Source organism: Trinickia symbiotica (assembly GCF_003028655.1).
In the GTDB taxonomy this organism is placed as follows: Bacteria; Pseudomonadota; Gammaproteobacteria; order Burkholderiales; family Burkholderiaceae; genus Trinickia; species Trinickia symbiotica_A.
In genome coordinates this window covers 194782-219528 of record NZ_PYUC01000009.1, presented here as the reverse complement: position 1 = coordinate 219528, position 24747 = coordinate 194782, and the positions used below count along the sequence as shown (strand labels likewise).

20 protein-coding genes are annotated in these 24747 nt (G+C 65.6%); 15 read left to right on the top strand and 5 right to left on the bottom strand.

Annotation, left to right across the window (positions count from 1 at the left end; translation table 11 throughout):
* Window positions 1-80: 80 nt before the first annotated feature.
* Window positions 81-1292, bottom strand: coding sequence for a pyridoxal phosphate-dependent aminotransferase (locus tag C9I57_RS19415; protein ID WP_107152252.1), 1212 nt, complete (start codon window positions 1290-1292; stop codon window positions 81-83).
* A gap of 302 nt (window positions 1293-1594) precedes the next feature.
* Here C9I57_RS19415 and C9I57_RS19405 point away from each other — a divergent pair, with 302 nt between their 5' ends.
* From C9I57_RS19405 to hpnD, 4 genes are read left to right on the top strand one after another with little or no spacing between them, the layout of a single operon-like run.
* Complete coding sequence (locus C9I57_RS19405) at window positions 1595-2536, top strand: alpha/beta fold hydrolase (RefSeq protein ID WP_107152250.1); 942 nt, start codon at window positions 1595-1597, stop codon at window positions 2534-2536.
* Window positions 2533-3936 carry a hypothetical protein gene (locus C9I57_RS19400; protein ID WP_107152249.1) on the top strand — a complete coding sequence of 468 codons (1404 nt, stop codon included), beginning with the start codon at window positions 2533-2535 and terminating at the stop codon, window positions 3934-3936. The genes C9I57_RS19405 and C9I57_RS19400 overlap by 4 nt, the downstream gene beginning before the upstream one ends.
* Before the next feature lie 21 nt (window positions 3937-3957).
* The gene (locus C9I57_RS19395; protein WP_107152248.1) at window positions 3958-4809 is read left to right on the top strand and encodes an alpha/beta hydrolase; all 852 of its coding nucleotides are present in this window, start codon (window positions 3958-3960) and stop codon (window positions 4807-4809) included.
* A 42-nt stretch (window positions 4810-4851) separates the two neighbouring features.
* Window positions 4852-5712: a presqualene diphosphate synthase HpnD gene (hpnD, locus tag C9I57_RS19390; RefSeq protein WP_107152247.1), complete on the top strand. Its 861-nt coding sequence runs from the start codon at window positions 4852-4854 to the stop codon at window positions 5710-5712.
* Between the two features lie 92 nt (window positions 5713-5804).
* Here hpnD and C9I57_RS19385 read toward each other — a convergent pair whose 3' ends face one another.
* Complete coding sequence (locus C9I57_RS19385) at window positions 5805-6125, bottom strand: hypothetical protein (protein WP_258187729.1); 321 nt, start codon at window positions 6123-6125, stop codon at window positions 5805-5807.
* A gap of 237 nt (window positions 6126-6362) precedes the next feature.
* On the opposite strand from C9I57_RS19385, the gene ompR reads away from it, so the two are divergent.
* The 4 genes from ompR (at window position 6363) to C9I57_RS19365 (ending at window position 9869) form a co-directional block, all read left to right on the top strand.
* Window positions 6363-7097: an osmolarity response regulator transcription factor OmpR gene (gene ompR, locus C9I57_RS19380; RefSeq protein ID WP_026230193.1), complete on the top strand. Its 735-nt coding sequence runs from the start codon at window positions 6363-6365 to the stop codon at window positions 7095-7097.
* A gap of 38 nt (window positions 7098-7135) precedes the next feature.
* Complete coding sequence (locus C9I57_RS19375; RefSeq protein ID WP_107152246.1) at window positions 7136-8485, top strand: ATP-binding protein; 1350 nt, start codon at window positions 7136-7138, stop codon at window positions 8483-8485.
* A 225-nt stretch (window positions 8486-8710) separates the two neighbouring features.
* The gene (locus C9I57_RS19370; RefSeq protein WP_107152245.1) at window positions 8711-9259 is read left to right on the top strand and encodes a peroxiredoxin; all 549 of its coding nucleotides are present in this window, start codon (window positions 8711-8713) and stop codon (window positions 9257-9259) included.
* 82 nt (window positions 9260-9341) lie between these two features.
* Entirely contained in the window at window positions 9342-9869 is a 528-nt protein-coding gene (locus C9I57_RS19365) for a carboxymuconolactone decarboxylase family protein (RefSeq protein WP_107152244.1), read from the top strand.
* 1 nt (window position 9870) lies between these two features.
* Here the strand turns inward: C9I57_RS19365 and ispF are convergent, their stop codons facing one another.
* A complete protein-coding gene (gene ispF / locus C9I57_RS19360; RefSeq protein WP_107152243.1) occupies window positions 9871-10362 on the bottom strand; it encodes a 2-C-methyl-D-erythritol 2,4-cyclodiphosphate synthase in 492 nt (163 codons plus the stop codon).
* 69 nt (window positions 10363-10431) lie between these two features.
* Window positions 10432-11142, bottom strand: coding sequence for a 2-C-methyl-D-erythritol 4-phosphate cytidylyltransferase (gene ispD, locus C9I57_RS19355; RefSeq protein WP_107152242.1), 711 nt, complete (start codon window positions 11140-11142; stop codon window positions 10432-10434).
* A 64-nt stretch (window positions 11143-11206) separates the two neighbouring features.
* Between ispD and mfd the strand changes: the two genes are divergently transcribed.
* The 3 genes from mfd to C9I57_RS19340 all read left to right on the top strand — a co-directional run bounded on the left by mfd (window position 11207) and on the right by C9I57_RS19340 (window position 17216).
* Entirely contained in the window at window positions 11207-14686 is a 3480-nt protein-coding gene (gene mfd, locus C9I57_RS19350) for a transcription-repair coupling factor (RefSeq protein WP_107152241.1), read from the top strand.
* 221 nt (window positions 14687-14907) lie between these two features.
* The gene (gene argE, locus C9I57_RS19345) at window positions 14908-16161 is read left to right on the top strand and encodes an acetylornithine deacetylase (RefSeq protein WP_107152240.1); all 1254 of its coding nucleotides are present in this window, start codon (window positions 14908-14910) and stop codon (window positions 16159-16161) included.
* 35 nt (window positions 16162-16196) lie between these two features.
* The gene (locus C9I57_RS19340) at window positions 16197-17216 is read left to right on the top strand and encodes a threonine/serine dehydratase (RefSeq protein WP_107152239.1); all 1020 of its coding nucleotides are present in this window, start codon (window positions 16197-16199) and stop codon (window positions 17214-17216) included.
* A gap of 54 nt (window positions 17217-17270) precedes the next feature.
* Here the strand turns inward: C9I57_RS19340 and C9I57_RS19335 are convergent, their stop codons facing one another.
* Window positions 17271-19757 carry a penicillin-binding protein 1A gene (locus C9I57_RS19335; protein ID WP_107152356.1) on the bottom strand — a complete coding sequence of 829 codons (2487 nt, stop codon included), beginning with the start codon at window positions 19755-19757 and terminating at the stop codon, window positions 17271-17273.
* A 563-nt stretch (window positions 19758-20320) separates the two neighbouring features.
* On the opposite strand from C9I57_RS19335, the gene C9I57_RS19330 reads away from it, so the two are divergent.
* From C9I57_RS19330 to C9I57_RS19315, 4 genes are all read left to right on the top strand, one after another.
* Entirely contained in the window at window positions 20321-20851 is a 531-nt protein-coding gene (locus C9I57_RS19330; RefSeq protein WP_181321883.1) for a plasmid mobilization protein, read from the top strand.
* Between the two features lie 361 nt (window positions 20852-21212).
* Complete coding sequence (locus C9I57_RS19325) at window positions 21213-21893, top strand: PspA/IM30 family protein (protein WP_107152237.1); 681 nt, start codon at window positions 21213-21215, stop codon at window positions 21891-21893.
* 154 nt (window positions 21894-22047) lie between these two features.
* Window positions 22048-23220, top strand: a complete 1173-nt coding sequence (locus C9I57_RS19320) for a tetratricopeptide repeat protein (protein ID WP_107152355.1) — start codon at window positions 22048-22050, stop codon at window positions 23218-23220.
* 11 nt (window positions 23221-23231) lie between these two features.
* On the top strand, window positions 23232-24716 hold the full coding sequence (locus tag C9I57_RS19315) for a flavin-containing monooxygenase (RefSeq protein ID WP_107152236.1): 1485 nt from the start codon (window positions 23232-23234) through the stop codon (window positions 24714-24716).
* Window positions 24717-24747: the final 31 nt, after the last annotated feature.

Here is a 24747-nt window from a genome sequence, read left to right as displayed (position 1 = left end):
AAACGAATTTATCGCGCTATCGATACCACCGAATCAGCTTTGCCGCGGCGCATAGCGGAACGCGCGAATCGGACCGCTCGTCATCGTCCGCCTGCGCGCCGCTCGAGGAAAGTTCGCAACCGTTCGAGCCCAGCATCGATGCGCGCGACGTCGCAGGCGTAACACCACCGAACATACCCTTCCCCCTCCGGGCCGAACGCGCTGCCTGGCGCGAGCCCAAGACCGGCTTCACGGACGAGCGCCTTGCAGAGCGCAAGGCTTTCGCCGGCACCCGGCATTGAGAAAAAGAGGTACATGGCGCCCGGCGGGGACGTCACGTCGACACCGGGCAACGCCTGCAAAGACTGCACGAGGTGGTCTCGGGCCACGCGCAGATCGCCGAGCAATTGCCGTGGCGTGCTCCCGCCATCCGCGAGCGCGGCAATTCCGGCCTGCTGCACGAACGACGGCGCACACGATGTGTTGTATTCGATCAGCTTCGCGAGGTCCTCCATCAACGCAGCCGGGGCAACGAGCCAGCCGAGGCGCCAGCCCGTCATCAGGTAAGCCTTCGAAAACGAGTTCACGCAAATGACGCGCTCGTCTCTCGACGCGATGTCCAGAAAAGACGGCGCGCAGGCGTCTCGACGGACATCGTCGTAGTAGAGCCGCTCGTAGACCTCGTCCGCGAGAATCCAGATGCCGTGGCGCCGGCAATGATCGAGCACCGTCTGCTGCTCGTCGCGAGTCAGTACCCAGCCCGACGGATTGTTCGGCGAGTTGACGATGAGAAGCTTCGTCGACGCGGTGAGCGCCGCGAGCAGCTTGTCGAGGTCCAGCCGCCAGCCGTGAGCGCCATATTCGAGCGAGACCGTCTCGACATCGGCGCCGAGGATCTTCGGAATTTCGACGATGTTGGGCCAAAGCGGCGTGACGGCGACAACGCGATCGCCTGCCCCGACGATCAATTGCGATGCGAGCATGAGCGCGTTGACGCCGGCGCTGGTAACGGCCACATGATCGACGGACGTCTGCCCGTGCAACGCCGATACATGGCGCGCGATAGCTTCGCGCAGCGGTGCGATGCCGAGGTTGTGCGTGTAGAACGTCGCCCCGGAACTGAGCGCCTCCGATGCGGCATCACGGATGAAACGAGGCGTCACGCGATCGGATTCGCCGAACCAGAACGGCAGGACGTCGCTGTTGCCGAAGCCCGCGTTCGCGACTTCGCGGATCTGCGACGAACGCAATGCGCGCACGGCGTCGCGCGCGCTCGGTGCGTCGTTCGATTGGACTACTGAGGTATTCGACATGTCTTTGGGTGGACCGACGCGCAGCCGGCTCGGGCCGAACCGCGCGCGCGTTCGTGATCGATGATGGATTCAAGCGTTCGAAACACCAGGAGAACTGGATCAGATGCGTTGCATTCACGCATGCTTCCATTATTCCCTATTTCATGGCTACCGGCGTGAGCGGATTCGTCGGATGGAGCCGCACAACCCAGGCGTAAACATTGCAGCGTTTCCGCTATCCGTCACGCATGGCCGCGGCACAACGCCGCCGGACCATGCGGAAGAATCCGGTTCGATCGGCGGGGGGCAGTGGAGGACATCCGATGTTGGATGCAGCGCTTGCGCTTGCGGCCGGCGCGGCAGTTTGTGCCGGAGCCGCGCGCGTTGCCGTCGAATGGCGTCGGCTCGAGCACATGCCCGCGCTCACGCCGGCAACGCGGGCGTCCGGGATAGCCGGCTGCTCCGTGCAAGCGGGTACGTTTTCGATGTTTCACCGCATGCGCCCCGGGCCGCCTTCCGCCTCGAACTACCCGCCGGTCGTTCTCGTTCACGGTCTGGTGGTATCCAGCCGCTACATGGAGCCGCTCGCATGCGCGCTCAGTCGGAATTTTCGCGTCTACGCGCCCGATCTGCCCGGCTTCGGCGAAAGCGCCTGCCTCCAGCATCTTCACCGGCCGCCGCTGTCGGTCGTCGAGTTGGCTCATGTGCTGCATCTTTGGCTGCAGACGTGCGGGATCGAGCGTGCCATGTTCGTCGGCAATTCGTTCGGCTGCCAGGTGCTCGCCGAGCTTGCCGTACGCTATCCCGATGTCGTCGATCGGCTCGTGCTGCAAGGACCGACGACGGATCGTTTCGCCCGCTCGCTGCCGCGGCAAATTACGCGCGCGTTGATCAACGGCCGGCGCGAGCGGCGGCCCTCGCCCGCCCCCGTCGCCCGGATCGACTATGCGAAGGCGGGTATTGCGTACGCACTCGCCGCGATACGGATGGCAATGCGCGATCGGATCGAGGATCGGCTGTCCGATATCGTGGCGCCGACCCTCGTCGTACGCGGTTCCCGCGATTCGCTCGTAACGCAGCGTTGGGCCGAGGAAGTCGCCGGGCAATTGCCGAACGGCGAATTGCTCGTCATCGCGGGGGGCACGCACACGCTCAATTTCGTCTATCCGGAAAGTTTCGCGTTCGAGATCCTGCCGTTTCTGCTGCGTTCGCCTGAACCGGTCAGGCTGGTCGATGCCGTCTCGCATGCGGGAGCCCATTCGTGAACAGACCGCCGCGCGGAATCGCGCGCTTCGATTCGGCCGCCGCGATGGCACAAGCATTGGCGGCCTCGCTGAGGGGAGAGCCGTTCAGCAGCCCCAGCCAGTCGCCGCTGCTCGATGCCGCCATGCCGGCGATCAATTGCTTGCCGCGCACGGCGCGCGAATGGGCCTACGCGATCGGCGGCATGACCGAAAGCATCGGCCCGCGGGAAGCGCGCCGGCTCGATATCGAAAAGATCGCCGAATGGGTCGCCGGCCTGTACCCGGACGGCCCCTTCCCGGCCGCATTCGTCGGCTCCTCGAACGGCGCGCTCGTGCATGTCGCCGCCGCGCTGGGTGTTCCGTGGCTGCCGCAGACATTTCTCTGCCCCGTGCGCGCGCCGCTATCCGATCCCGACGATGCGCGTCGCGGCTTCGAAGAGGGTCGGCGCATCGTCGACGCGCTGCTCGAAGCCGACAGCCGCATCGCCGTCCATCACATGTTCGATCCGAACCAGGATCGATTGATGTTGCAGACGATGCGCTACTTCAGGCTCAAGCACCGCACGCTGCCGCTCGCCTACCGTGAATTCCTGCTGCGCAATCTGGCGCGCGGGGGCACGCTCTATGTCGCGGCGTGCAAACGCAGGTGGCCCGTCACTCGGTTGAACGAGCGCGCTTACTTTCAGTTTGGTGCGACAGGCGGCGCAACCGAGCATGAATACTTGCATGGAGGGCCGCGCGTGCGCGATTATCTGGCTCGTTACGGCAGCGCGCGCAGCCGTTGGGATCCGCCCGAGCCCGACGATATCGCACCGGAAGCAGAATGGGGCTTCGACGCGGCGCTCGTCGAGGAGTTGCTGGCAATGGGAGCGAGGATGAACTGGCGCATCGTCGAAATTCGCTTTCGCGAACCGGAGGCAGCGAGCTTCGTCGCCGCGAACATCTACCGCGACTGGTACCGCGACGCGGGCATCGAGCCGCGGCGGCTCGTCGTCGATTCTTTCCTGCTGATGGATCCGTTCACGACATTGCGACTGCACGCGCTACCGTTCTGGCTGCTCTTTTGCGTCGAGCAATCGGCCGATGCGCTGCGGCGCTTCCTCGCCGGGCAGCCGCCCTTCGAGGAAATCGACCTCATGCTGTTCTCGCACGGCACGGAGAGCATCGGGGTCGAGCCGATCGCGGGATGGCGCACGTTGATCGATTCCGCGACGCGCGAGGGGCGGTTTCTAGGCGTTGACGAAGCGCTCTATCCGCGCGACTTCGCCACGTTCACGCGCTTTCACCGCGCGCTTTCGCAGCTCGCGCCGCGCTACGAACCGCCGCCACGGCTTGCGCCCGCGCGCTTCGAGACCCTGCTGCACCAACACGGTCCGGCCAGCGATGTCCATTGCCTCGAACGTGCGCGCGCAGTGACATGAACGCCCACCACGCTCACTGACATGAAAATCCCGGTGCGCGCGACACTGCTCTCCGCCGCCGGCATCGCCGCGCTCGGCTATGGATCGATCGTCGCGATGCTGCTCTGGCTGCAGGGCCGGCTCATCTATCCGCTCGAACGGATCCGCGACATCCCTCCACACCCGGACGCCGATCGGCTCTCGCCCGCTGTCGTGCGAACGCGAGACGGCCTCGAGCTCGGCATTCGACATAAGCCGCCCGCCGCTCCCGACGCCGCGACCATCGTCCTCTTTCACGGTAACGGGGAAGACCTTTCGCAACGCGTGCACATCGCGCACGCGCTCGTCGAGGCGGGCTATGGGGTCGTCCTCGCCGAATACCGCGGCTACGGCGGCAACCCCGGCAAGCCGCACGAAGCGGGGCTCTACGCGGACGGCCGCGCGGCGCTCGAGTTCGCCTACCGGCAGACGTCGCGCGTCGTTTTGCATGGCTATTCGCTCGGCACCGGCGTCGCGGTTCAAATGGCGACCGAGTACCCTGTCGAAGCGCTGCTTCTCGAAGCGCCCTTCACCTGTATGGCCGATGTCGCCCGCACGCGCTTTCCCTACGTGCCCGTTCGCTGGCTGCTGCGCGACCGGTACGACAACCTTGCGAAGATCGGCGCCGTGCGCGCGCCCGTGCTGATCTACGGCGGCCTTGCCGACCAACTGATCCCGCCGCGCCAGTTCGCCGCGCTCCACGCCGCCGTACCCGGGCTGCGCCGGCTGGTGCTGATCGGCGACGCCGACCATGTCGACGTCTGGACCAAAGGCGGCGCCGGACACGTGCTTTCCTTCCTGCGTGCGCTTCACGCCGGAACGCGGAGCGCCAGCCCCGATACGCGGATGAGGTAGTATCCGCACTCCACTCGTTCCGTCGCTTGCGGCTTGCCAGACGTGTCACAAGATTCCGGCTTATCCCATCAGAACTTCGACGACTATTGCGCGCAAAAGGCCGGGCCGCCAGGCTCCAGCGTCTATTACGCGCTCCGGCAGGCGCCTGTCGCGCGGCAGCCGCTGCTGACCGCGCTGTTCGCGCTGCGCCGCGAGCTCGAGCAAACGGTCAAGGAAACGAGCGATCCGGCCATCGGCCGCACGAAGCTCGCCTGGTGGCAGCAGGAGCTCGGCGCGCTCGCGACGGGACGGCCCTCGCATCCGGTCTCGCTCGCGCTTGCCGCACACGGGGCCGATGTCGGCCGCGAAGCCGGAACGCTCGAAGCGCTCGTCGCCGGGTTCGAAATGGACCTCAATCAGGCGCGCTATCTCGACTTCGCCAACTTGCGCGGCTACATCGATAAGGTCGGCGGCGCGTTCGCAAGCGCGGTGGCCCGCGTCACCGCGCGCGAGCCCGAGGCCGCGGGCGAGTGGGCGCCGCCGCTCGGCAACGCGCTGATGCTGGCGCAGCTGGTTCAGGAGCTCGGCAACGATGCGCGCCACGGCCGCATCTATATTCCGATCGACGAACTGCAGCGCCATCAGGTCACCGCGGCCGATCTCATCAATCGCAAATACAGCGCCGAGTTCTCTGAGCTCATGCGCTTCCAGACGAGCCGGGCTCGCGACGCGCTCCAGGCGGCGCTCGCCGGCATCCCGGCCTCCGAGCGCAAGACCCAGCGCACGCTGCGCGCGCAATCGGCGATGGCGCTCGCGCTGCTCGACGAAATCGAGCGCGACGGCTACCAGATCCTGCATCAGCGGATCGCGCTCACGCCGATCCGCAAGCTGTGGATTGCCTGGCGCGCGGCGCGCGCACGGTAAGGCAGGGAGAGAGAAAGGGCAAGAAACGCAGAGTACCGGTCATCGACTCGCGGCGACGTTCCCGGGGAAAAAGGAAAACCTTCGGCCGCGCGTCAACGCTTATAGAGCTCGCGCACGGCATCCTCGATGTGCTGACGCAGCAGGTGGCGCTCTTCGGGCGTCATGTGACCGTCGCGCTGCGTCGTATCGAAGTCGAGCAGCGTGGTCGTGCGCACGATGGGCTCGGAAGCCGCGGCGGACGGTTGCTGCCGTTGAGTCCTCGGTAGAAAGCGCCTCGGCGGCGGCTGGGATTCGGCGGCGCCGCGCCGGGGCTGCCCGTAGACGTCCATCGAGCCGACGGTGCCGACGACTGCGCCGGCAATCGCGATCGCGACGACCTGCGCCCGCATGCGCGGCCATGCTCCCACCGTCATCTTGTTCCCTTCGTCATGCGGCAACCGGCTACCTCGAAATTACGTGTGCTACGCCCGGACCACGCCCAGGCAAAAAGGAATACTGATCGGACGGATGAAGTATCCACCGAAGAGCCGGCATCCGTGAAGCAGTTTATGGTCGCGGTGTTTACTCATCCCCCTTGCTGCGGGTAAATTTTGTAACTGACTGTAACCCGAAATTCGGACTTTCCCGACCTGCTTTGCAATCGCGCTAAGATGCCGCCCATGGAAACGAAAAACCCCTCCAAGATTCTCGTCGTCGACGACGACCCGCGCTTGCGCGATCTGCTGCGCCGCTACCTCGGCGAGCAAGGCTTCAACGTCTATGTCGCGGAGAACGCGCCCGCGATGAACAAGCTCTGGGTGCGCGAGCGGTTCGATCTGCTCGTGCTCGATCTCATGCTGCCCGGCGAGGACGGGCTCTCGATCTGCCGCCGCCTGCGCGGCAGCAACGACCGCACGCCGATCATCATGCTGACGGCAAAGGGGGAGGACGTCGATCGCATCGTCGGCCTCGAGATGGGCGCCGACGACTATCTGCCGAAGCCGTTCAACCCGCGCGAGCTCGTCGCGCGCATTCACGCGGTGCTGAGGCGGCAGTCGCCGTCCGAGCTGCCGGGCGCGCCGTCGGAGACGGCCGAGGTGTTCGAGTTCGGCGACTTCGCGCTGAACCTCGCCACGCGGACGTTGACGAAGGCAGGCCAGGAAATCCCGCTGACGACGGGCGAGTTCTCGGTGCTGAAGGTGTTTGCGCGCCATCCGCGCCAGCCGCTCTCGCGTGAAAAGCTGATGGAGCTCGCGCGCGGACGCGAATACGAAGTCTTCGATCGAAGCCTCGATGTCCAGATTTCACGCCTGCGCAAGCTGATCGAGACCGATCCCAGCAGCCCGCGTTTCATACAGACCGTCTGGGGCCTCGGCTACGTCTTCATACCCGACGGCTCGGCGTGACGCATCGCGCGCCGCCTTTTTCACACTCCCAGTAGCCCATGCGGATCGACCGGCGTTTCTTTACGCATGTCTTCGGCGGGCTATTCTGGCGAACGTTCCTGCTCATCGCGCTGCTGATCGCGGTCAGCCTCGCCGCCTGGTTCCAGAGCTTTCGCGTGATCGAACGCGAGCCGCGCGCGCAGCGCGTCGCGCTGCAGCTCGTCGCCGTCGTCAAGCTCACGCGCACGGCGCTGCTCTACTCCGATCCCGATCTGCGCCGCGCGCTGCTGCAGGATCTGGAAAGCAACGAGGGCGTGCGCGTCTACCCGCGCGAGGCAACGGACAAGTACACGCTGCAGCCCGACGAGTCGTTGAACCGGCTGATCGAGCATGATATCCGCGGGCGGCTCGGCGACGACACGGTCATCGCGCAGTCCGTCAACGATATCCCGGGCGTCTGGATCAGCTTCAAGATCGACGACGACGATTACTGGGTCGCCCTCGATCGCGAACAGCTCGACAACGTCACCGGCCTGCAGTGGGCGGGCTGGGGCATCTTCGCGCTCGCCCTTTCGCTCTTCGGCGCCGCGTTCATCACGAGCCTCGTCAACCGGCCGTTCGCGCGCCTGTCGGCCGCGGCGCGCAAGGTCGGCTCCGGTCAATCGCCCGAGCCGCTGCCCGAGCGCGGGCTCGGCGTTGCCGCCGAGACGAACCGCAGCTTCAATCAGATGGTGCGCGATCTCGAGCAGCTCGAGGCCGATCGCGCGGTCATGCTGGCCGGCATCTCGCACGACCTGCGCACGCCGCTTGCCCGGCTGCGGCTCGAAACGGAGATGAGCCCGTCTGATCAGGAGACGAAGGACGCGATGATCGACGACATCGAACAGATGGATATGATCATCGGCCGCTTCCTTGATTACGCGCGGCCCGCCCAGCATATGTCGGAATCGGTCGACCTGTCGCAAATCGCCGGCGAGATGGCCGCGCGGCTCGCGAGCGAGGACGGCGTGCGGCTCGCGACGAAGCTGGCCGCGTCGGCCGTCATCGAAGCCGATACGACCGACGTTCGCCGCGTGGTCGGCAATTTGCTCGAGAACGCAAGGAAGTACGGCCACAGCGAGGCGGACGGGATCCCTCACATCGTTCTGGAGACGCGCGTGGTGCATTCGCGCGTCGAGCTTTCGGTCCTCGACGAGGGCCCCGGGATTCCCGAGGACCAGCTCGCGCTCGTCACGCGCCCCTTTTACCGCGTCGATTCGGCGCGCAGCCAGGCGAACGGCACGGGCCTAGGCATGGCGATCGTCCAGCGACTCGTCAGCCGCCACCGCGGAACGCTGCGGTTGCGCAACCGCGTCCCTGGGCCCGGGCTCGAGGTCACGATCGAGTTCCCGGCGGCGAGGAGCATCTAAAGCCGGGGGGAGCGTCCGGGAAGACCGCCTCGAACGCATTGTGCCCGGTCTGCATGCGATGGCCGTCGCGCATGGTGCAACGACCGAAACTATCCTCCGCAATATAGAATTTCTATTGATATAGGAATCCAATAGTGTTATTGTAGCGGATGTGTAACGGAATCGTTACAGGCACCGGGTAGTTTTGGAAGACACCGTTTTTTCAACTCATAGAGGAGTCACTGCATGAAAACCGTGGGCGATAAACTCGAAGCGTTCACCGTCACCGCCGCGAAGCCGGGCTTCAACCATCATGAAGAGAACGGCCAGTCGGGGGTCGAAGAGATCACCGAACAGTCGTTCCCGGGCAAGTGGAAGATCATCTATTTCTATCCGAAGGACTTCACGTTCGTGTGCCCGACCGAAATCGTCGAGTTCGCGAAGCTGGCAAAGGACTTCGCGGAACGTGACGCCGTGCTGCTCGGCGGCAGCGGCGACAACGAATTCGTCAAGTTCGCATGGCGCCGTGAGCACAAGGACCTCAACAAGCTGAACCACTACTCGTTCGGCGACGTCAAGGGCGAACTGATCGACCAGCTCGGCGTGCGCGACAAGGAAGCCGGCGTGGCGCTGCGCGCGACCTTCATCGTCGATCCCGACAACACGATCCAGCACGTCTCGGTCAACAACCTGAACGTCGGCCGCAGCCCGCAGGAAATCCTGCGTATTCTCGACGGCCTGCAGACGGACGAGCTCTGCCCCTGCAACCGCGCAGTCGGCGGCGCAACGCTGTAAGTCAGCGATCGTCGGAGTAGGAGCCCGCTATGCTCTTTCAAGCCGGCGGGCTTTTTTGTCGAATCCCCGATAGGAGCTATCAATGGAATTCTTGTCTGCGATTAAAGACCGTATCCCCGATTACGCGAAGGACATCCGGCTCAATCTCGACGGCACGATCGCGCGCTCGTCGCTAGAGGGCAACGACGCGGTCGGCGTAGCATTGGCCGCCGCCTTCGCGGCGAAGAGCAAGACGATCGCCGACGCGATTCGCTCGTCGGGCGTGCTGTCGCCCGAAGAGATCAACGGCGTCCACACGGCTGCCGCGCTGATGGGGATGAACAACGTTTGGTATCCGTTCGTCGAGATGGCGGACGACGCCGATCTCAAGACGCAACGGCCCGAGCTGCGGATGACCGCGTACGCGACTCACGGCGGCGTCGACAAACGGCGCTTCGAGATGTATGCGCTCGCGGCTTCGATCGTCGGCAAGTGTCACCATTGCGTCGCTTCGCATTTCGCGATCCTGAAGAACGAGCAAGGGATGTCGGCCCAGCAGTTGCGCGACGTCGGCCGCATCGCCGCCGTCGTCAATGCGGCGGCGCAGGTGCTCGCCAACGAGGGGCAGTAACTCAGCTCGCTTGATCAGGCGCGCGCAGCAACACCGCGGCCTGCGCCTCGATCCCCTCGCCTCGCCCGAGATAGCCGAGCTTCTCGTTCGTCTTCGCCTTCACGTTGACGCGGGTGACCGGCAGACCGAGATCCTCGGCGATGTTGGCGCGCATCGCGTCGATGTGCGGCGCGAGCTTCGGGGCCTGTGCGATGACCGTGCTGTCGACGTTCTCGATCGCGAAGCCGGCCTTGGCGAGGCGCGCCGCGCATTCGCGCAGCAGCGCACGGCTGTCGGCGCCCGCGAAGCGCGCGTCGGTGTCGGGGAAATGGCGGCCGATATCGCCGAGCGCGGCCGCTCCGAAGAGCGCATCGGTGATGGCGTGCAGCAACACGTCCGCATCGGAGTGCCCGAGCAGTCCCCGGTCGTAGGGCACCGCCACGCCGCCGATGATGAGCGGCCGTCCCGGCACGAGCGCATGCACGTCATAGCCCTGCCCGATTCTGTAGTTCATTCGATGTTCCGGTTTCGATGGATGGGAGAGCCGAGATGGGCGCCGCGAAGCGGCGCTGCTCCTCGGGATTCAGGCGGCGCCGCCGTGCCGCAGGATCGCATCCGCGAGATCGAAGTCCTCGGGATAAGTCACCTTGAAGTTGCGCAAGCTCCCTTGAACGAGGCGCGGCGCGTGGCCGAGCCATTCGATCGCGCTGGCCTCGTCGGTCAGGTCGTGCCCGTCGCGCTGCGCGCGCTCGATCGCTTCGCGCAGCATGCCGATGCGGAACATCTGCGGCGTTTGCGCCTGCCAGAGGCCGTTGCGCGATTCGGTTCGAGCGATGCGCTCGCCGGACTCCACGTCCACGCGCTTCAACGTGTCGGCGACCGGCAGCGCGATGATGCCGCCGACAGGGTCGTCCTTGACCGCCGTGATCAGGGAGCGAATCAGCGCGGGCGTCACGCCCGGTCGGGCGGCGTCGTGCACGAGCACCCAGTCGTCGCCCGACGCGCCGAACTCCGCGAGCGCGGCGAGCCCGTTCATGACCGACGCCTGTCGCGAGGCACCGCCGCAGCGCCGGACGGCGAAGCGTAATCCGCCGAAGCGGCGAGCGTCGAAGTGGGTATCGTCCGGCGCGAGCACGACGAGCGTCTGCGCGAACTCGTTGCACGCATCGAACGCGGCAAGCGTGAAATGCAGCAACGGCCGGCCTGCAACGGTGCGGTACTGCTTGGGCGTGGGCGCGCCCGAACGGCTGCCGGTGCCGGCGCAAGGGATCAAGGCGAAGAAGCGGGAGGTCACAAAACCAACTTGCGGATCAAAAGTGGAGGACGGATTTTATAATAGGTGGTCGTTTCACTTCCTCATGCCTCAAACCGCCGGATCGTCCACCTTGCCTCTCCTGCCGTTTCCGCTCGTCAAGCCCGGCCAGCGCTATGCCTTCGACGGCACGCATGGCTCCTCCGATGCGCTCGTCATCGCCCGCTATCTGCAGATGGCCGGGAAATCGGCGCCGCTCGTCGCCGTCGTCTGCGCAAGCGCCGTCGATGCCCAGCGGCTCTCGCAGGAGATCGCCTGGTTCGCGCCGAGCGCCCGCGTGCGGCTGCTGCCCGACTGGGAAACGCTCCCGTACGACACCTTTTCGCCGCACCAGGATCTCGTTTCGGAGCGGCTCGCGACGCTGCACGACCTCGGCGAAGCGCGCTGCGACGTGTTGCTCGTGCCCGCCACGACAGCGCTCTACCGGATGCCGCCCGCCTCGTTTCTCGCGGCCTATACGTTTTCGTTCACGCAAGGCGAGCGGCTCGACGAGGCTAAGCTGAAGGCGCAGCTGACGCTGGCAGGCTACGAACACGTGAGCCAGGTCGTGAGGCCGGGCGAGTACTGCGTACGCGGCTCGCTGATCGACCTTTTTCCGATGGGCTCGCCGCTGCCGTACCGGATCGATCTTTTCGACGATCAGGTCGATTCGATCCGCGCGTTCGATCCCGACAGCCAGCGCAGCCTCTATCCGGTTCGCGACGTGCGCCTCTTGCCGGGACGCGAGTTTCCGTTCGACGAGGCGGCGCGCACGGCCTTTCGCAGCCGCTGGCGCGAAGTATTCGAAGGGGACCCGAGCCGTTCCCCGATCTACAAGGACATCGGCAACGGCGTGCCGTCGGCCGGCATCGAGTACTACCTGCCGCTCTTCTTCGACGAAACCGCAACGCTCTTTCACTATCTGCCCCAGGGCGCGCACCTCGCGTTCGTCGGCGATCTCGACAGCGCGATCCGGCGATTCACGGCCGACACCAAGCAGCGCTATGCGTTTCTCTCGCACGATCGCGAGCGCCCGATCCTCGAGCCGCAGCGACTGTTCCTCAGTGACGACGACTTCTACACGCTCGCGAAGCCGTTCGCGCGGCTCGTCCTGCCAGCCGACGGCGGCGGCGCCTGGTCGACGCCGCTGCCGCCGCTCTCGATCGATCGCCGCGCCGAGGATCCGGTCACCGCGCTGCGCGACTATTTGTCGACGAGCGAACGACGCGTGCTGATCGCGGCCGAGTCGGCGGGCCGGCGCGAAACGATCGCGGAGCTGCTCTCCGAAAACGGCTTGCGCCCCCACCCCGCCGACACCTTCGAGAGCTGGCTCGAGAGCGACGCGCCGTTCGCGCTCGGCGTCGCGCCGCTCGCGAACGGCTTTGCGCTGCCGGGCGAAGGCTGGGCGATCGTCACCGAAACCGAGCTTTATGGCGCGCTGGCGCGGCGTGCCGGCCGGCGGCGCCAGGAGCAGGCGAGCAGCGTCGATTCGATGGTGCGCGATTTGTCCGAGCTCAAGGTCGGCGACCCGGTCGTCCATGCGCAGCATGGTATCGGCCGCTACATGGGCCTCGTGACGATGGACCTCGGCGAAGGCGAAACCGAGTTCCTGCACCTCGAGTACGCGGGCGACAGCAAGCTTTACGTGCCCGTTGCGCAGTTGCACGTGATCTCGCGCTACAGCGGCGCGGATCCCGAAAGCGCGCCGCTGCACTCGCTCGGATCGGGCCAATGGGAAAAGGCGAAGCGGCGCGCGGCGCAGCAGATCCGCGATACGGCGGCCGAATTGCTGAATCTCTATGCACGGCGCGCGGCGCGCGAGGGTCACGCCTTCAAGTTCGATCCGCGCGACTACGTGAAATTCGCCGAGAGCTTCGGCTTCGAGGAAACGCCCGATCAAGCGGCCGCGATTGCCGCCGTCATCGGCGACATGACGGCCGGCAAGCCGATGGATCGGCTCGTTTGCGGCGATGTCGGGTTCGGCAAGACCGAGGTCGCGCTGCGAGCCGCGTTCATCGCCGTGGCGGCCGGCAAGCAGGTGGCCCTGCTCGCGCCGACGACGCTGCTCGCCGAGCAGCATACGCAGACGTTCACGGACCGTTTCGCCGAGTGGCCCGTGCGCATCGCCGAGCTGTCGCGCTTCAAGTCGACGAAAGAGGTGAGCACCGCCATTACGCAGATCAACGAGGGATCCATCGACATCGTCATCGGCACGCACAAGCTGCTCTCATCCGATGTCCGGTTCAAGCGGCTCGGGCTCGTCATCATCGACGAGGAGCATCGCTTCGGCGTGCGTCAGAAGGAAGCGCTGAAGGCGCTCAGGGCCGAAGTCGATGTGCTCACGCTGACGGCCACCCCGATTCCGCGCACGCTCGGCATGGCGCTCGAAGGCTTGCGCGATTTCTCGGTCATCGCGACGGCACCGCAAAAACGGCTGGCGATCAAGACGTTCGTGCGGCGTGAAGAAGACAGCGTGATACGCGAAGCGATGCTGCGCGAGCTCAAGCGCGGCGGACAGGTCTACTTCCTCCACAACGAGGTGGAAACGATCGAGAACCGGCGCGCGATGCTCGAAGCGCTCGTGCCCGAGGCACGGATTGCCGTCGCACACGGGCAGATGCACGAGCGCGAGCTCGAGCGGGTCATGCGTGACTTCGTCGCGCAGCGCGCGAACGTACTGCTGTGCACGACGATCATCGAGACCGGCATCGACGTGCCGAGCTCGAATACGATCATCATTCATCGCTCCGACAAGTTCGGACTCGCACAGCTCCATCAATTGCGCGGACGCGTCGGGCGCTCCCATCACCAAGCCTACGCGTACCTGCTCGTGCACGATCCGCAGGGCCTCACGAAGCAGGCGCAGCGCCGGCTCGAAGCGATCCAGCAGATGGAAGAGCTCGGCTCCGGCTTTTATCTCGCGATGCACGACCTGGAAATCCGCGGCACCGGCGAAGTGCTCGGCGACAAGCAATCGGGCGAGATACACGAGATCGGTTTCCAGCTCTATTCGGAAATGCTGAACGACGCCGTGAAGGCGCTCAAGAACGGCCAGGAGCCCGATCTCACGGCGCCGCTCGCGGCCACGACCGAGATCAACCTGCACACGCCGGCCATTCTGCCCGCCGACTATTGCGGCGACGTCCAGGAGCGGCTCTCGATATACAAGCGCCTCGCCAACTGCGAGGAGAACGATGCGATCGACAACATCCAGGAAGAGCTGATCGACCGCTTCGGCAAGCTGCCGCGACAGGCGCACGCGCTCGTCGAGACTCATCGATTGCGACTCGCCGCCAAACCGCTCGGCATTTCCAAAATCGACGCCGGCGATGCGGCGATCAGCCTGCAGTTCGTGCCCAATCCGCCCGTCGATGCAATGCGCATCATCGAGATGGTCCAAAAGAACAAGCACATCAAGCTCGCGGGACAGGATCGGTTGCGCATCGAAACGCGCAGTCCCGATCTCGCGGTCCGCGTATCGACGGTGAAGGAGACGCTGCGCGCACTCGCCACGCCATCCCGGCAACCGGCCGCCGCGGCGCGATGAACCGACCCGCTGGCGCACGGCGGGCATCGGTCGTTTTATGGCATCGCCGGAGCGGGGATGAGGCTTCGCTCCCGCGTCATAGCGTTGAGGTGATAACGACGCGCGCAGCATACTGGGATGCGGCATCGCAACATCGGATGTCGGCTAGCGACGATGCGCAGTGTTTGGGGGCCTAGGGGTTTTTTCGGTATGATCGGATGACCATGAATTGGAGCCTTGTCATGTCGCACGAAGTCGAGTCGGCGCATCGATCACCCTCCGCGTCCCCGCCCCCGGCTTCTCCCGCTCCTTCGTCTCCCGTCAGCCTGCAGTGGGTCCAACGGCTAGTGTCGATGGATACGACGAGCCGCGTCCCGAACATCGGGCTGATCGAGACCGTGCGCGATGCGCTGGCCGAGCGCGGCATCGCGGCGACGCTCACGAGCGACGAACACGGCCACGGCGCACAGTGGGCCAATCTCTTCGCGACGATTCCCGCGCACGATGGCGCGACGAACGGCGGCGTGGTGCTGTCGGGTCATACCGACGTCGTGCCCGTCGACGGCCAGCAATGGGAGAGCGACCCGTTCAAGCCCGAGGTTCGCGATGGCCGGCTATACGGGCGCGGAACGTGCGACATGAAGGGATTCATCGGCGCGGTCCTTGCGCTCGTGCCCGAGATGCAAGCCGCCAGGCTGGCGAAACCGATTCATCTCGCATTTTCGTTCGACGAGGAAGTGGGCTGCGCGGGCGCGCCGCTCATGATCGCGGACCTGCAAAAGCGCGGCGTGAAGCCGGAAGGCTGTATCGTCGGCGAGCCCACGAGCATGCGTCCGATCGTCGCGCACAAGGGGATACATGCCTACCGATGCTGCGTGCGAGGCCAAGCGGCGCATTCGTCGCTGACGCCGCAGGGGCTCAATGCGATCGAGTATGCGGCGCGCCTCATTTGCCATATTCGCGATGTGGCGGACCAGATGCGCCGCGACGGGCCGTTCGACGAATTCTTCGATGTGCCGTTCACGACGGCGCAAACGAGCACGATCGAAGGCGGCAATGCGATCAATACCGTGCCGGCCGAATGCCGCTTCGCATTCGAGTTCCGCAACCTGCCCACGCTCGATCCCGCCACCATCTTCGCCCGAATCGAGCGCTACGCGCAGGAGACGTTGCTGCCGCAGATGCGGCGCGAGCACCCGAACGCGGCCATCGAATTCACGGCTATCGCCTCGGCGCCCGGGCTCGATGCGATCGAGCAGAATGCCATCACAGAGCTCGTGCGCGCGCTGACCGGCGACCGCGCAACGCGCAAGGTGGCCTACGGCACCGAGGCGGGCCTCTTCGCGCAGGCCGGCGTGCCGAGCGTCGTCTGCGGCCCCGGCGACATTCAGCAGGCCCATCGCGCGAACGAGTATGTGGAGCTCTCGCAACTGACGGCCTGCGAACAGTTCTTGCGCAAATTCATTCATAGCATGTCGGTCGACGCGCGCGTCTGACGCGTTTTTCTCGCCATTCAACGATCGCTTCCTACATGTCCACCGCCACGCCGCAACACACAGACCATACGATCGATACCGAGCCGATTCCGACACTCGACGCCATCGCGACGCAGCATTTCGCGCTTGCGCCATGGGTGCTGCGTACGCCCGTGTTCGAACGGCACGATTTCCCGTCGCTCGAGGGCACGAGCATCAATTTCAAGTTCGAGCTGCTGCAGGCGAGCGGCAGCTTCAAGGTGCGTGGGGCGTTCACGAACCTGCTCGCGCTCGATGCCTCTCAGCGCAGCGTCGGCGTGACCTGCGTGTCGGGCGGCAATCACGCCGCGGCCGTCGCCTATGCGGCGATGCGGCTGGGCACGAGCGCGAAGGTCGTCATGTTCCGCACGGCGAGTCCCGCGCGCGTCGCGCTATGCAAGCAATACCGCGCCGAGATTGTCATCGCGGATACGCCGGCCGAGGCGTTCGACCTCGTGCGCCGAATCGAGGCTGAGGAAGGGCGGTTCTTCGTGCATCCGTTCAACGGTTATCGGACCGTGCTCGGAACGGCGACGCTCGGCTACGAATGGGCGACGCAGACGCCCGATCTCGACGCGGTGATCGTACCGATCGGCGGCGGCGGGCTCGCGGCCGGCGTATCGACAGCGCTGCGCCTGGCGAATCCGCGCGCGCATGTTTACGGTGTGGAGCCCGAAGGCGCGGACGCGATGTCGCGAAGCTTTGCCGCGAATCACACGATCAAGATGGGCCCGATGCACACGATCGCCGACTCGCTGATGGCCCCTTACACTGAGCAATACAGCTATGAACTCTGCCGGCGGCATATCGACCGGCTCGTGACGGTCACGGACGACCAGTTGCGCGCGGCGATGCTCAAGCTGTTTCAGCAACTGAAGCTCGCGGTAGAACCCGCCTGCGCGGCGGCGACAGCGGCGTTGCTCGGGCCGTTGCGCGAGACATTGCAAGGCAAGCGCGTCGGCATTCTGCTTTGCGGTACGAATACCGATCCCGCGACCCTCGCGACGCAACTCGAGCTTGCCGCGGCGCGCGGCTGACCGACGCCCCGCGAACGAGCCGCCGAGGCCGCAAAGCGGCCTCACCTCCCCGCGTTACGGCCGATTGTCCTCGAACATATTGAGGATCTGCTTCTTCTCCTGAGTCGTCACCTGCGGCGGCGGAACGGTCGGTGTCGTCAAGCCTGCCGGCCCGATGGTGCCGAGCGCGTCGCTCGCGCCGCTCTCGCCCGCGAGCGCGGTGCCCGAATCGACACCGATGCTGGCCACGAACCCGGTGCCAGGCGTCATGTCGGCATAGTAGAGCTCACCGTTGACGGTAGTCACGCCATCGGGCATCGGCACCTGCTCCTGCGGCACGCCGCGCAGCGCGCGCGACATATAGTCCACCCAGATCGGCAGCGCGAGCTGCGCACCGAACTCGCGGCTGCCGAGACTCTTCGGCTGATCGTAGCCCATCCATGCCACGGCGACGAGCGTCGGCTGGTAGCCGGCGAACCAACCGTCCTTTGCATCGTTGGTCGTACCGGTTTTGCCCGACAGATCCGAACGGTGCAGCGCGTTGGTACCCGCGCCCGTCCCCGCTGTCGCGACCGAATGCAGCAGGCTGTTCATGATGTACGCGTTCGCCGCGCTGATGACGCGCGGCGCGTCGCGCCCGGCGACGATCGGCTGCGCCTTCGAGATGGGCTGGCCGCGTGCGTCGTCGACTTCGGCGATCAGGTACGGATTGACGCGATAGCCGCCGTTCGCGAAGACGGCGTAGCCAGAAGCCGACTGCAGCGGGGTCACGAGCCCCGCGCCGAGCGCCATCGGCAGATAGGGCGGCGTCTTGTCGGCATCGAAGCCGAAGCGCTGCGTCACATAGTCCTGCGCATACTTGGTCCCGATATAAGAGAGGATCCGGATCGAGACGAGGTTCTTCGATTTTTCGAGCGCGACGCGCATCGACATCGGACCGTCAGGCTGATCGTCGTCCTTCGGTTCCCAGGCATCGCCGCCCGGCGTCGTCGGCGGGAAGTAGAGCGGCGCGTCGTTGATGATCGTGGCCGGCGCCAGCCCCTTTTCGAGCGACGCCGAATAAATGAACGGCTTGAAGCTCGAGCCCGGCTGGCGCCAAGCCTGCGTCACATGATTGAACTTGTTCTTGTTGAAGTCGAAGCCGCCCACGAGCGCGCGGATCGCGCCGTCTTGCGGCGAAAGCGAAACGAGCGCGCCCTCGACTTGCGGCAGTTGCGTGATCTGCATATTGCCCTTCGCATCGGGCATCACGCGCACGATCGAACCGGGCCGAATCCGTTGCGCCTGCGTCGCGCGCGGGCCCAGCGCAGCCGCCACGAAACGCAGGCCGTCGCCGCTCACGTTCGCCGTCGTGCCGTCGACGAATTGGACCGTCACCTGCTTCGGACTTGCCGCCGTCACGACGCCCGCGACGATCTCGCCGTCATCGGGATGGTCCGCGAGCGCATCGTCGATCGCCTCGTCTCGCTCGTCCTTGTCGGCCGGCAGCTCCACGAACCCTTCGGGCCCGCGATAGCCGTGCCGCCGCTCGTAGTCCATGACGCCCTTGCGCACGGCATGATAGGCGGCGTCCTGATCGGCCGAGTCGATCGTCGTCACGACCGAAAGCCCCTTCGTATAGGTCTCGTCCTTGTACTGCGCATACATCATCTGCCGCACCATCTCGGCGACGTATTCGGCATGCACGCTGTACTCGTTGCCCGAGACCTTCGTGTGAATGTCTTCCTTCACGGCCTGGTCGTACTGATCCTGCGTGATGTAACGCAGATCGAGCATCCGCTTGAGGATGTATTCCTGGCGGATCTTCGCGCGCTTCGGATTGACGATCGGGTTGTAGGCCGATGGCGCCTTCGGCAGCCCGGCGAGCATCGCCGCCTGGGCGAGCGTGATGTCCTTCAAATCCTTGCCGAAGTAGACGCGCGCCGCCGCCGCGAAGCCGTACGCGCGCTCACCCAGATAGATCTGGTTCATGTAGAGCTCGAGGATCTGATCCTTCGTCAACGCGCGCTCGATCTTGTAGGCGAGCATCATCTCGTAGATCTTGCGCGTGTACGTCTTCTCGCTCGAGAGGAAGAAGTTGCGGGCCACCTGCATCGTGATCGTGCTCGCGCCCTGCGAGGCGCCGCCGTGCATCAGATCGGCCGTGCCGGCGCGCAGGATGCCGATGAAATCGACGCCGCCGTGCTCATAGAAGCGATAGTCCTCGATCGCGAGGACCGCTTTTTTCATCACGTCGGGGATGTCGGCGAAGCGCACGAGCTTGCGCCGCTCCTCGCCGAACTCGCCGATCAGCACGTGGTCGGCCGTATAGACGCGCAGCGGCACCTTCGGGCGATAGTCGGTCAACGCGTCGAGCGACGGCAGTTGCGGCGCCATCACGATCAGCGCATAGCCGACGATGAGCGCCCCGACGACGGCGAGCGTCGCGAAGAGTCCGGCGATCGTCAGCGCAATGCGCGCGCCGAGCGAGCGGCGACGCTCCGAACGAGCGGAGCTGCCTCCCGGAGTATTGCGGCCATCGGCCTCGGAATCGGAAGATGGGGGTCTTTTGATGATCGGCATGACGGCATGATCGGCGCGGCTCACCGCACCGGCTTGAGCACGCCCGATGGGCGGCGCTCGGGGAATCGAGTCGTGATTCTAAGTGTAAAACCTGCGAAGGCGCCGCGCCCGTCTCAGGGCCCATTGGGCGAGGCAACTGCGCATTGTAAAGAAAACGCCCGCCGGGCAACGGAATTTTTTGTAAAAATTCCCCACGTTCGTCGATGTTCGCTCCCGCACGGCATCTCGGCCGGTTATCAACAGAAAATGTGCAAAGCCCTGTGGAAAAGAAGCAGGAAAGCGAGGCAAGTCGTTGATGCGGCGGGAAATGTGCGAAACCGCACATTTGTGTGCGCATTGCCCGACGAGAGAGGCTGCGGAGCCGGACCGTCTTTGGCCGCCCGTTCGCCGCCGATTCCGCCACGCGCACTGAGCGGCCCCGTTATGGGAGGCAAGCAACGTAAGCTTCGAGCCCACCCTTTTTGTGTCCGCAGGGAGCGTCCTATCATAAGAAGGTGCCTTGCTGCAGAAACGGCACGCTCGTCCACTGGCCTTTTCTTTCATACATGCCCGCGAGCCGACCCATGAAAAACAGCAGCGAACGTCTCGTCGTCTTCGTCACCCCCGCCCAGAAGCACGCCATCACCGCCCGTGCGCGCGAGCTCGGCGTCAGCGTCAGCGAACTGCTGCGGCGGGCCCTGCTCGCCTACGACGGCACGGCCGAGCAAGTGCGGGCCGCGCGCATCGTGGGCAACTGGCGCACGGGGCAATCGGTCGATGCGCTGAACGAAACGCTGCGGCAACTTGCGCACGTGACGGCGGCGGCGCGGGTCGCCGCACCCGCCGCGCCGGCGGCCGCGCCCGAGCCGGTGTCGCCGCCTGCCGTCGAAGCCGACGAGCGGGAGCAGCCGGTCCCGGTCGCAGCCGCCGTCGCGCAGGCGCTGGAGCTGCGCGGTGAAGACGCCGATGCGCGCTGCGAGGACCCCAGTCTGGACGCGCAAACCGTGGCGCGCATGGCGGCGCGCTGGACGACCGGCAGCCGGGACGCCGACCATGCGGCCGAATTTGGCGGCGCTGCCCTGCCCATGACGCGACAGGCCTGGTCGGGCACCTGAGTACTCGTCGCATACAGATACAGCGCTCATCGGACCTCGCCCCGCCGGCTTCCCGCCCGCTTATCGCCCGTTCCCCGCCCGCCTGGCCGAGCGACGCGACAGGACGGGCCATCTGCGCCCAGCCCGACCCGCCACCATTTTTAAGGCCGTTTTAACACGGCACTGTTGTAATATCCGCCGGCGGGAAGGATGGGTCGCGCGGTGCTCGCGTATTTTGGCGAGAACCCTATTGCAAATGCCGAATGCGACCCGACATCCGCCAGAAGCGGGGATACCCCCCGCCCGGCGAGGCGGCGTACAGTATCGAGGAAACGCCCGCCCGCACGTCATTCGTCCGGCGCCGAGTCAACAGGAGGCTTTCATGTCGCTATTCGACACCATTTCGCGCACTGTCAAAGGGTTGCTGAACGATGCGGCCGAGTCCGTGCAGGATCCTTCGCGCGATGCGCGCCAGATCGTGCGTGAGCTCGACGACAGCATCGCCAAGGCGGAAAACTCGCTCATCGAAATCGAGGCCCAGGTCGCGACGCAGCAAAGCAAGCGCGACGCGGCCGCGGAAAAGGCCCGCAAGTACGAGGATGGCGCAAAGCGCGCACTCCAGGCAGGCAACGAAGACTTGGCGCGCGAAGCGCTCGCGGCTCAGGCCAATGCCGAAGCCGAGCGCGACGCCCTGGCGCACGAGCTGACGACACTCGAGCCTTCCGTCGAACAGCTGAAGAGCCAGATTGCGGACATGCGTCAGCGCCGCAACGACCTCAATGCGCGCTCGAACATCCTGCAAGCGAAGCAGCAGATCGCCCAAGCCAAGGACACGGCGGCGACGGCGCTCGGCGGCATCGGCGGCAAGAACCTGTCGGAGGACTTTCGCAAGCTCGAAGACAAGGTCGCGCTCTCGAATGCGCGCTCGGACGCGCGGTTGAATTCGGCCGACGTCTCGAGCGGCAAAGCGCTCGACGACAAGCTGGCCGAGCTCGATCACGGCCCGTCCGTCGACGAGCGGCTCGCAGCGCTGAAGAAGCAATTGAACACGCCGGCGCAATAAGAAGCGAGCGATCGCGTGCAGTGCAGCGCGGGTATCGCCGAGTGGAGATGCATGCGATGTCCGAAAGTCGTCATACGCGGCCTCGTTGCACGATGCTTGCGGTATCGACATCAGGATTGCCATGGAGACGGGCGCGCCGCGCCCGGTTCAGCCAATGAAAAGATTTCTCGCAGCCGCAAGCGCATCGCTGCTGCTGCTGATTTCGGGACTCGCCTTCGCGGTGCCGAGCGCACAGCAGGTCGAGCGCGCGATGGCGCAAGGCAACTGGCAGCAGGCCGATGCCGAGCTGACCGAAGTGTTGCAGGCGCATCCGAACAATGCGCACGCCCACTATCTGTACGGCCAGGTGCTCGCGCGCGAGGGCCGCTTCGCCGACGGCCTCGCGCAGATCGAGCAGGCTAAGACGCTCGATCCGCAAATCCGCTTCACCGATCCTTCGCGCTTCGCGCAGGTTGAGGCGCGCGTGCGGGCCGCCGCCAATCGCGTCGGCTCGACCACGGCCACGACGACGACCGCGCAGCAAACGCCGGCCGCGCAGCCGGCCAGCGCCCATCGGGGGCCCTCGATGGCAGCGTGGATCGGCATCGCAATCGTGATCGCGGCCATCGCGCTCGTGCTGCGCTGGACGCTGCGCCGCGCACGTTCGACCGAAGACGGCCGAGCCGACGAAGAGCGCCGCGAGCAGTTGAAGCGCGCAACGGAGCTGCTCAACGCAACGCGCTCGCTCAGACTCGATGCGCGGCTTTCGACGGCGCCCGGGCATGAGACGCTTGCCAGCGAAGTCGAAGCTGTGGAGACGCAGCTGCGCGAGCTCGTCGAAACGCTCTCGGGCGGCAAGAATCCGGTGCCCGCCTATCGACTGGAGGAACTCGAGCGGCAGCTCGCGAGCCTCAAGGCCCGCACCGAAGGACGGCCCGATCCGAACGTGGCCGCATCGGCGCCGGGTGCGTACGGCGCGCCGAATGCCTCGCCTTACGCGCAGGAGGCCGATCGCTTCCAGCAGCAGGCGCCGCAGCCGCCCTATCAGCAGCCGCAGCAGCAACCGACCGTCGTCGTGCAGCAAGGCGGCGGCTTCGGCGGCGGCATGGGCGGGCTCCTGACGGGCGTGCTGCTCGGCGAAGCGCTATCGCATGGGCGCGACCGCGTGATCGAGCGAGACGTCTACATCGACGACGACGAGGCGCGACGGCGAGCCGAGCGTGGCGATAACGGCAGCGGCGTCGATTTCGGTCAGGGCTCAAACGACTGGAGCGACGATAGTAGCAGCGGTGGCGGCGGCGTCGACTACGGCAGCGACGATTCGGGCGGCGGCTGGAGCGACACCTGAGCTTGGCCGGTATGCCGCGCGAGGCTGCCCGAACCGCGCCGCCTCGCATTGCGATCATCGGTTGCGGTTTTGCCGGCATCGGCATGGCCATCCGCCTGATGCGGATGGGCCTTGGCACGTTCACGATCTACGAAGCGGGGGCCGACGTCGGCGGCACATGGCGCGAAAACACCTATCCTGGCGCCGCCTGCGACATCCCTTCGCACCTCTACTCGTTTTCGTTCGAGCCGAACCCGTTCTGGTCGCGCACCTTCGCCTCTCAGCAAGAGATACTCGCGTATCTTAAGCATTGCGCGAACAAGTACGGCCTCACGCCGTTTATCCGCTTCAACGCGCGCGTGGAGGCGGCGACATTCGACGACGACGCCCTGATCTGGCGGCTCGAGCTCGTGGCGAACGGGATCAGAGAGATCGTCGAAGCCGACGTCGTCATCGCGGCCAATGGCCTCCTCTCTCGGCCTGCGCTGCCGCGAATCGCGGGTATCGAGCGTTTCGCCGGCAAGCTCTTTCATTCCGCCTGCTGGGATCACGACTATGCGCTCGAGGGTAAGCGCGTCGCTGTTGTCGGCACGGGCGCGAGCGCCGTCCAGTTCGTGCCGCGCATTCAGCCGCGCGTCGCGCGCCTTTCGGTCTTTCAGCGCACGCCGCCGTGGATCATGCCGCGGCGCGATCGCGCGATCAGCGAGCGCGCGAAGAAACTTTTTCGGGCGTTTCCATTTACGCAACGGCTCGTGCGCTATGGCCTCTACTGGCAGCACGAAGTGCGCGCGCTCGGCTTCGTCGTCAACCCGAAGCTGATGAAGCGGCCGATGGCGTTCAGCCTCGGCTACCTTGCCCGGCGGGTAAAGGATCCGGTGCTGCGCGCGAAGCTCACACCCGATTACCAGCTCGGCTGCAAACGCGTACTGTTGTCGAGCGATTACTACCCCGCGCTTTCCCAGCCCAACGCCGATCTCGTCACGACGCCGATTCGAGAGATCGTCGCCGACGGAATCGTCACCGAGGATGGGAAGCATCACGCGGTCGACGCGATCATCTGCGGCACGGGATTCAAAGTCAACGACGCGGGCGCGCCGTTCCCGGTGACCGGCGTCGATGGCGCCGACCTCGACAGACTCTGGCGGTGCGAAGGCCCGCAAGCCTATCTCGGCGCGAGCATCGCCGGTTTCCCGAATTTTTTCATGATCACGGGACCGAACACCGGGCTCGGACACAACTCGATGGTCTATATGATCGAGTCGCATATCCGCTATGTCGCCGATTGCCTGCGCACGCTGCAGCGACACCGCGTGCGCACGATGGAAGTTCGCCATGAAGCGCAGTGCGCGTTCAACGAGCGACTGCAGCTTGCGCTGCGTCGCTCCGTCTGGCAGACGGGGTGCCGGAGCTGGTATCTGTCCGAGAGCGGGAAAAACACGGCACTGTGGCCCGGATTCACGTTTTCGTTCCGCAGGCTCACGCGGCGTGTGCGCACTCGCGATTATCGTTTTCTGTAGCCGCCCATCGCGATGCTGACGAAGGGTCGGC

Excerpts from the sequence above, each read along its gene's own strand:
- C9I57_RS19415 (WP_107152252.1), bottom strand. The coding sequence starts at position 1,292 with ATGTCGAATACCTCAGTAGTCCAATCGAACGACGCACCGAGCGCGCGC.
- C9I57_RS19405 (WP_107152250.1), top strand. The coding sequence starts at position 1,595 with ATGTTGGATGCAGCGCTTGCGCTTGCGGCCGGCGCGGCAGTTTGTGCC.
- C9I57_RS19395 (WP_107152248.1), top strand. The coding sequence starts at position 3,958 with ATGAAAATCCCGGTGCGCGCGACACTGCTCTCCGCCGCCGGCATCGCC.
- C9I57_RS19385 (WP_258187729.1), bottom strand. The coding sequence starts at position 6,125 with ATGACGGTGGGAGCATGGCCGCGCATGCGGGCGCAGGTCGTCGCGATC.
- ompR (WP_026230193.1), top strand. The coding sequence starts at position 6,363 with ATGCCGCCCATGGAAACGAAAAACCCCTCCAAGATTCTCGTCGTCGAC.
- C9I57_RS19375 (WP_107152246.1), top strand. The coding sequence starts at position 7,136 with ATGCGGATCGACCGGCGTTTCTTTACGCATGTCTTCGGCGGGCTATTC.
- C9I57_RS19370 (WP_107152245.1), top strand. The coding sequence starts at position 8,711 with ATGAAAACCGTGGGCGATAAACTCGAAGCGTTCACCGTCACCGCCGCG.
- C9I57_RS19365 (WP_107152244.1), top strand. The coding sequence starts at position 9,342 with ATGGAATTCTTGTCTGCGATTAAAGACCGTATCCCCGATTACGCGAAG.
- ispF (WP_107152243.1), bottom strand. The coding sequence starts at position 10,362 with ATGAACTACAGAATCGGGCAGGGCTATGACGTGCATGCGCTCGTGCCG.
- mfd (WP_107152241.1), top strand. The coding sequence starts at position 11,207 with ATGCCTCAAACCGCCGGATCGTCCACCTTGCCTCTCCTGCCGTTTCCG.
- argE (WP_107152240.1), top strand. The coding sequence starts at position 14,908 with ATGTCGCACGAAGTCGAGTCGGCGCATCGATCACCCTCCGCGTCCCCG.
- C9I57_RS19340 (WP_107152239.1), top strand. The coding sequence starts at position 16,197 with ATGTCCACCGCCACGCCGCAACACACAGACCATACGATCGATACCGAG.
- C9I57_RS19335 (WP_107152356.1), bottom strand. The coding sequence starts at position 19,757 with ATGCCGATCATCAAAAGACCCCCATCTTCCGATTCCGAGGCCGATGGC.
- C9I57_RS19330 (WP_181321883.1), top strand. The coding sequence starts at position 20,321 with ATGAAAAACAGCAGCGAACGTCTCGTCGTCTTCGTCACCCCCGCCCAG.
- C9I57_RS19325 (WP_107152237.1), top strand. The coding sequence starts at position 21,213 with ATGTCGCTATTCGACACCATTTCGCGCACTGTCAAAGGGTTGCTGAAC.
- C9I57_RS19320 (WP_107152355.1), top strand. The coding sequence starts at position 22,048 with ATGAAAAGATTTCTCGCAGCCGCAAGCGCATCGCTGCTGCTGCTGATT.
- C9I57_RS19315 (WP_107152236.1), top strand. The coding sequence starts at position 23,232 with ATGCCGCGCGAGGCTGCCCGAACCGCGCCGCCTCGCATTGCGATCATC.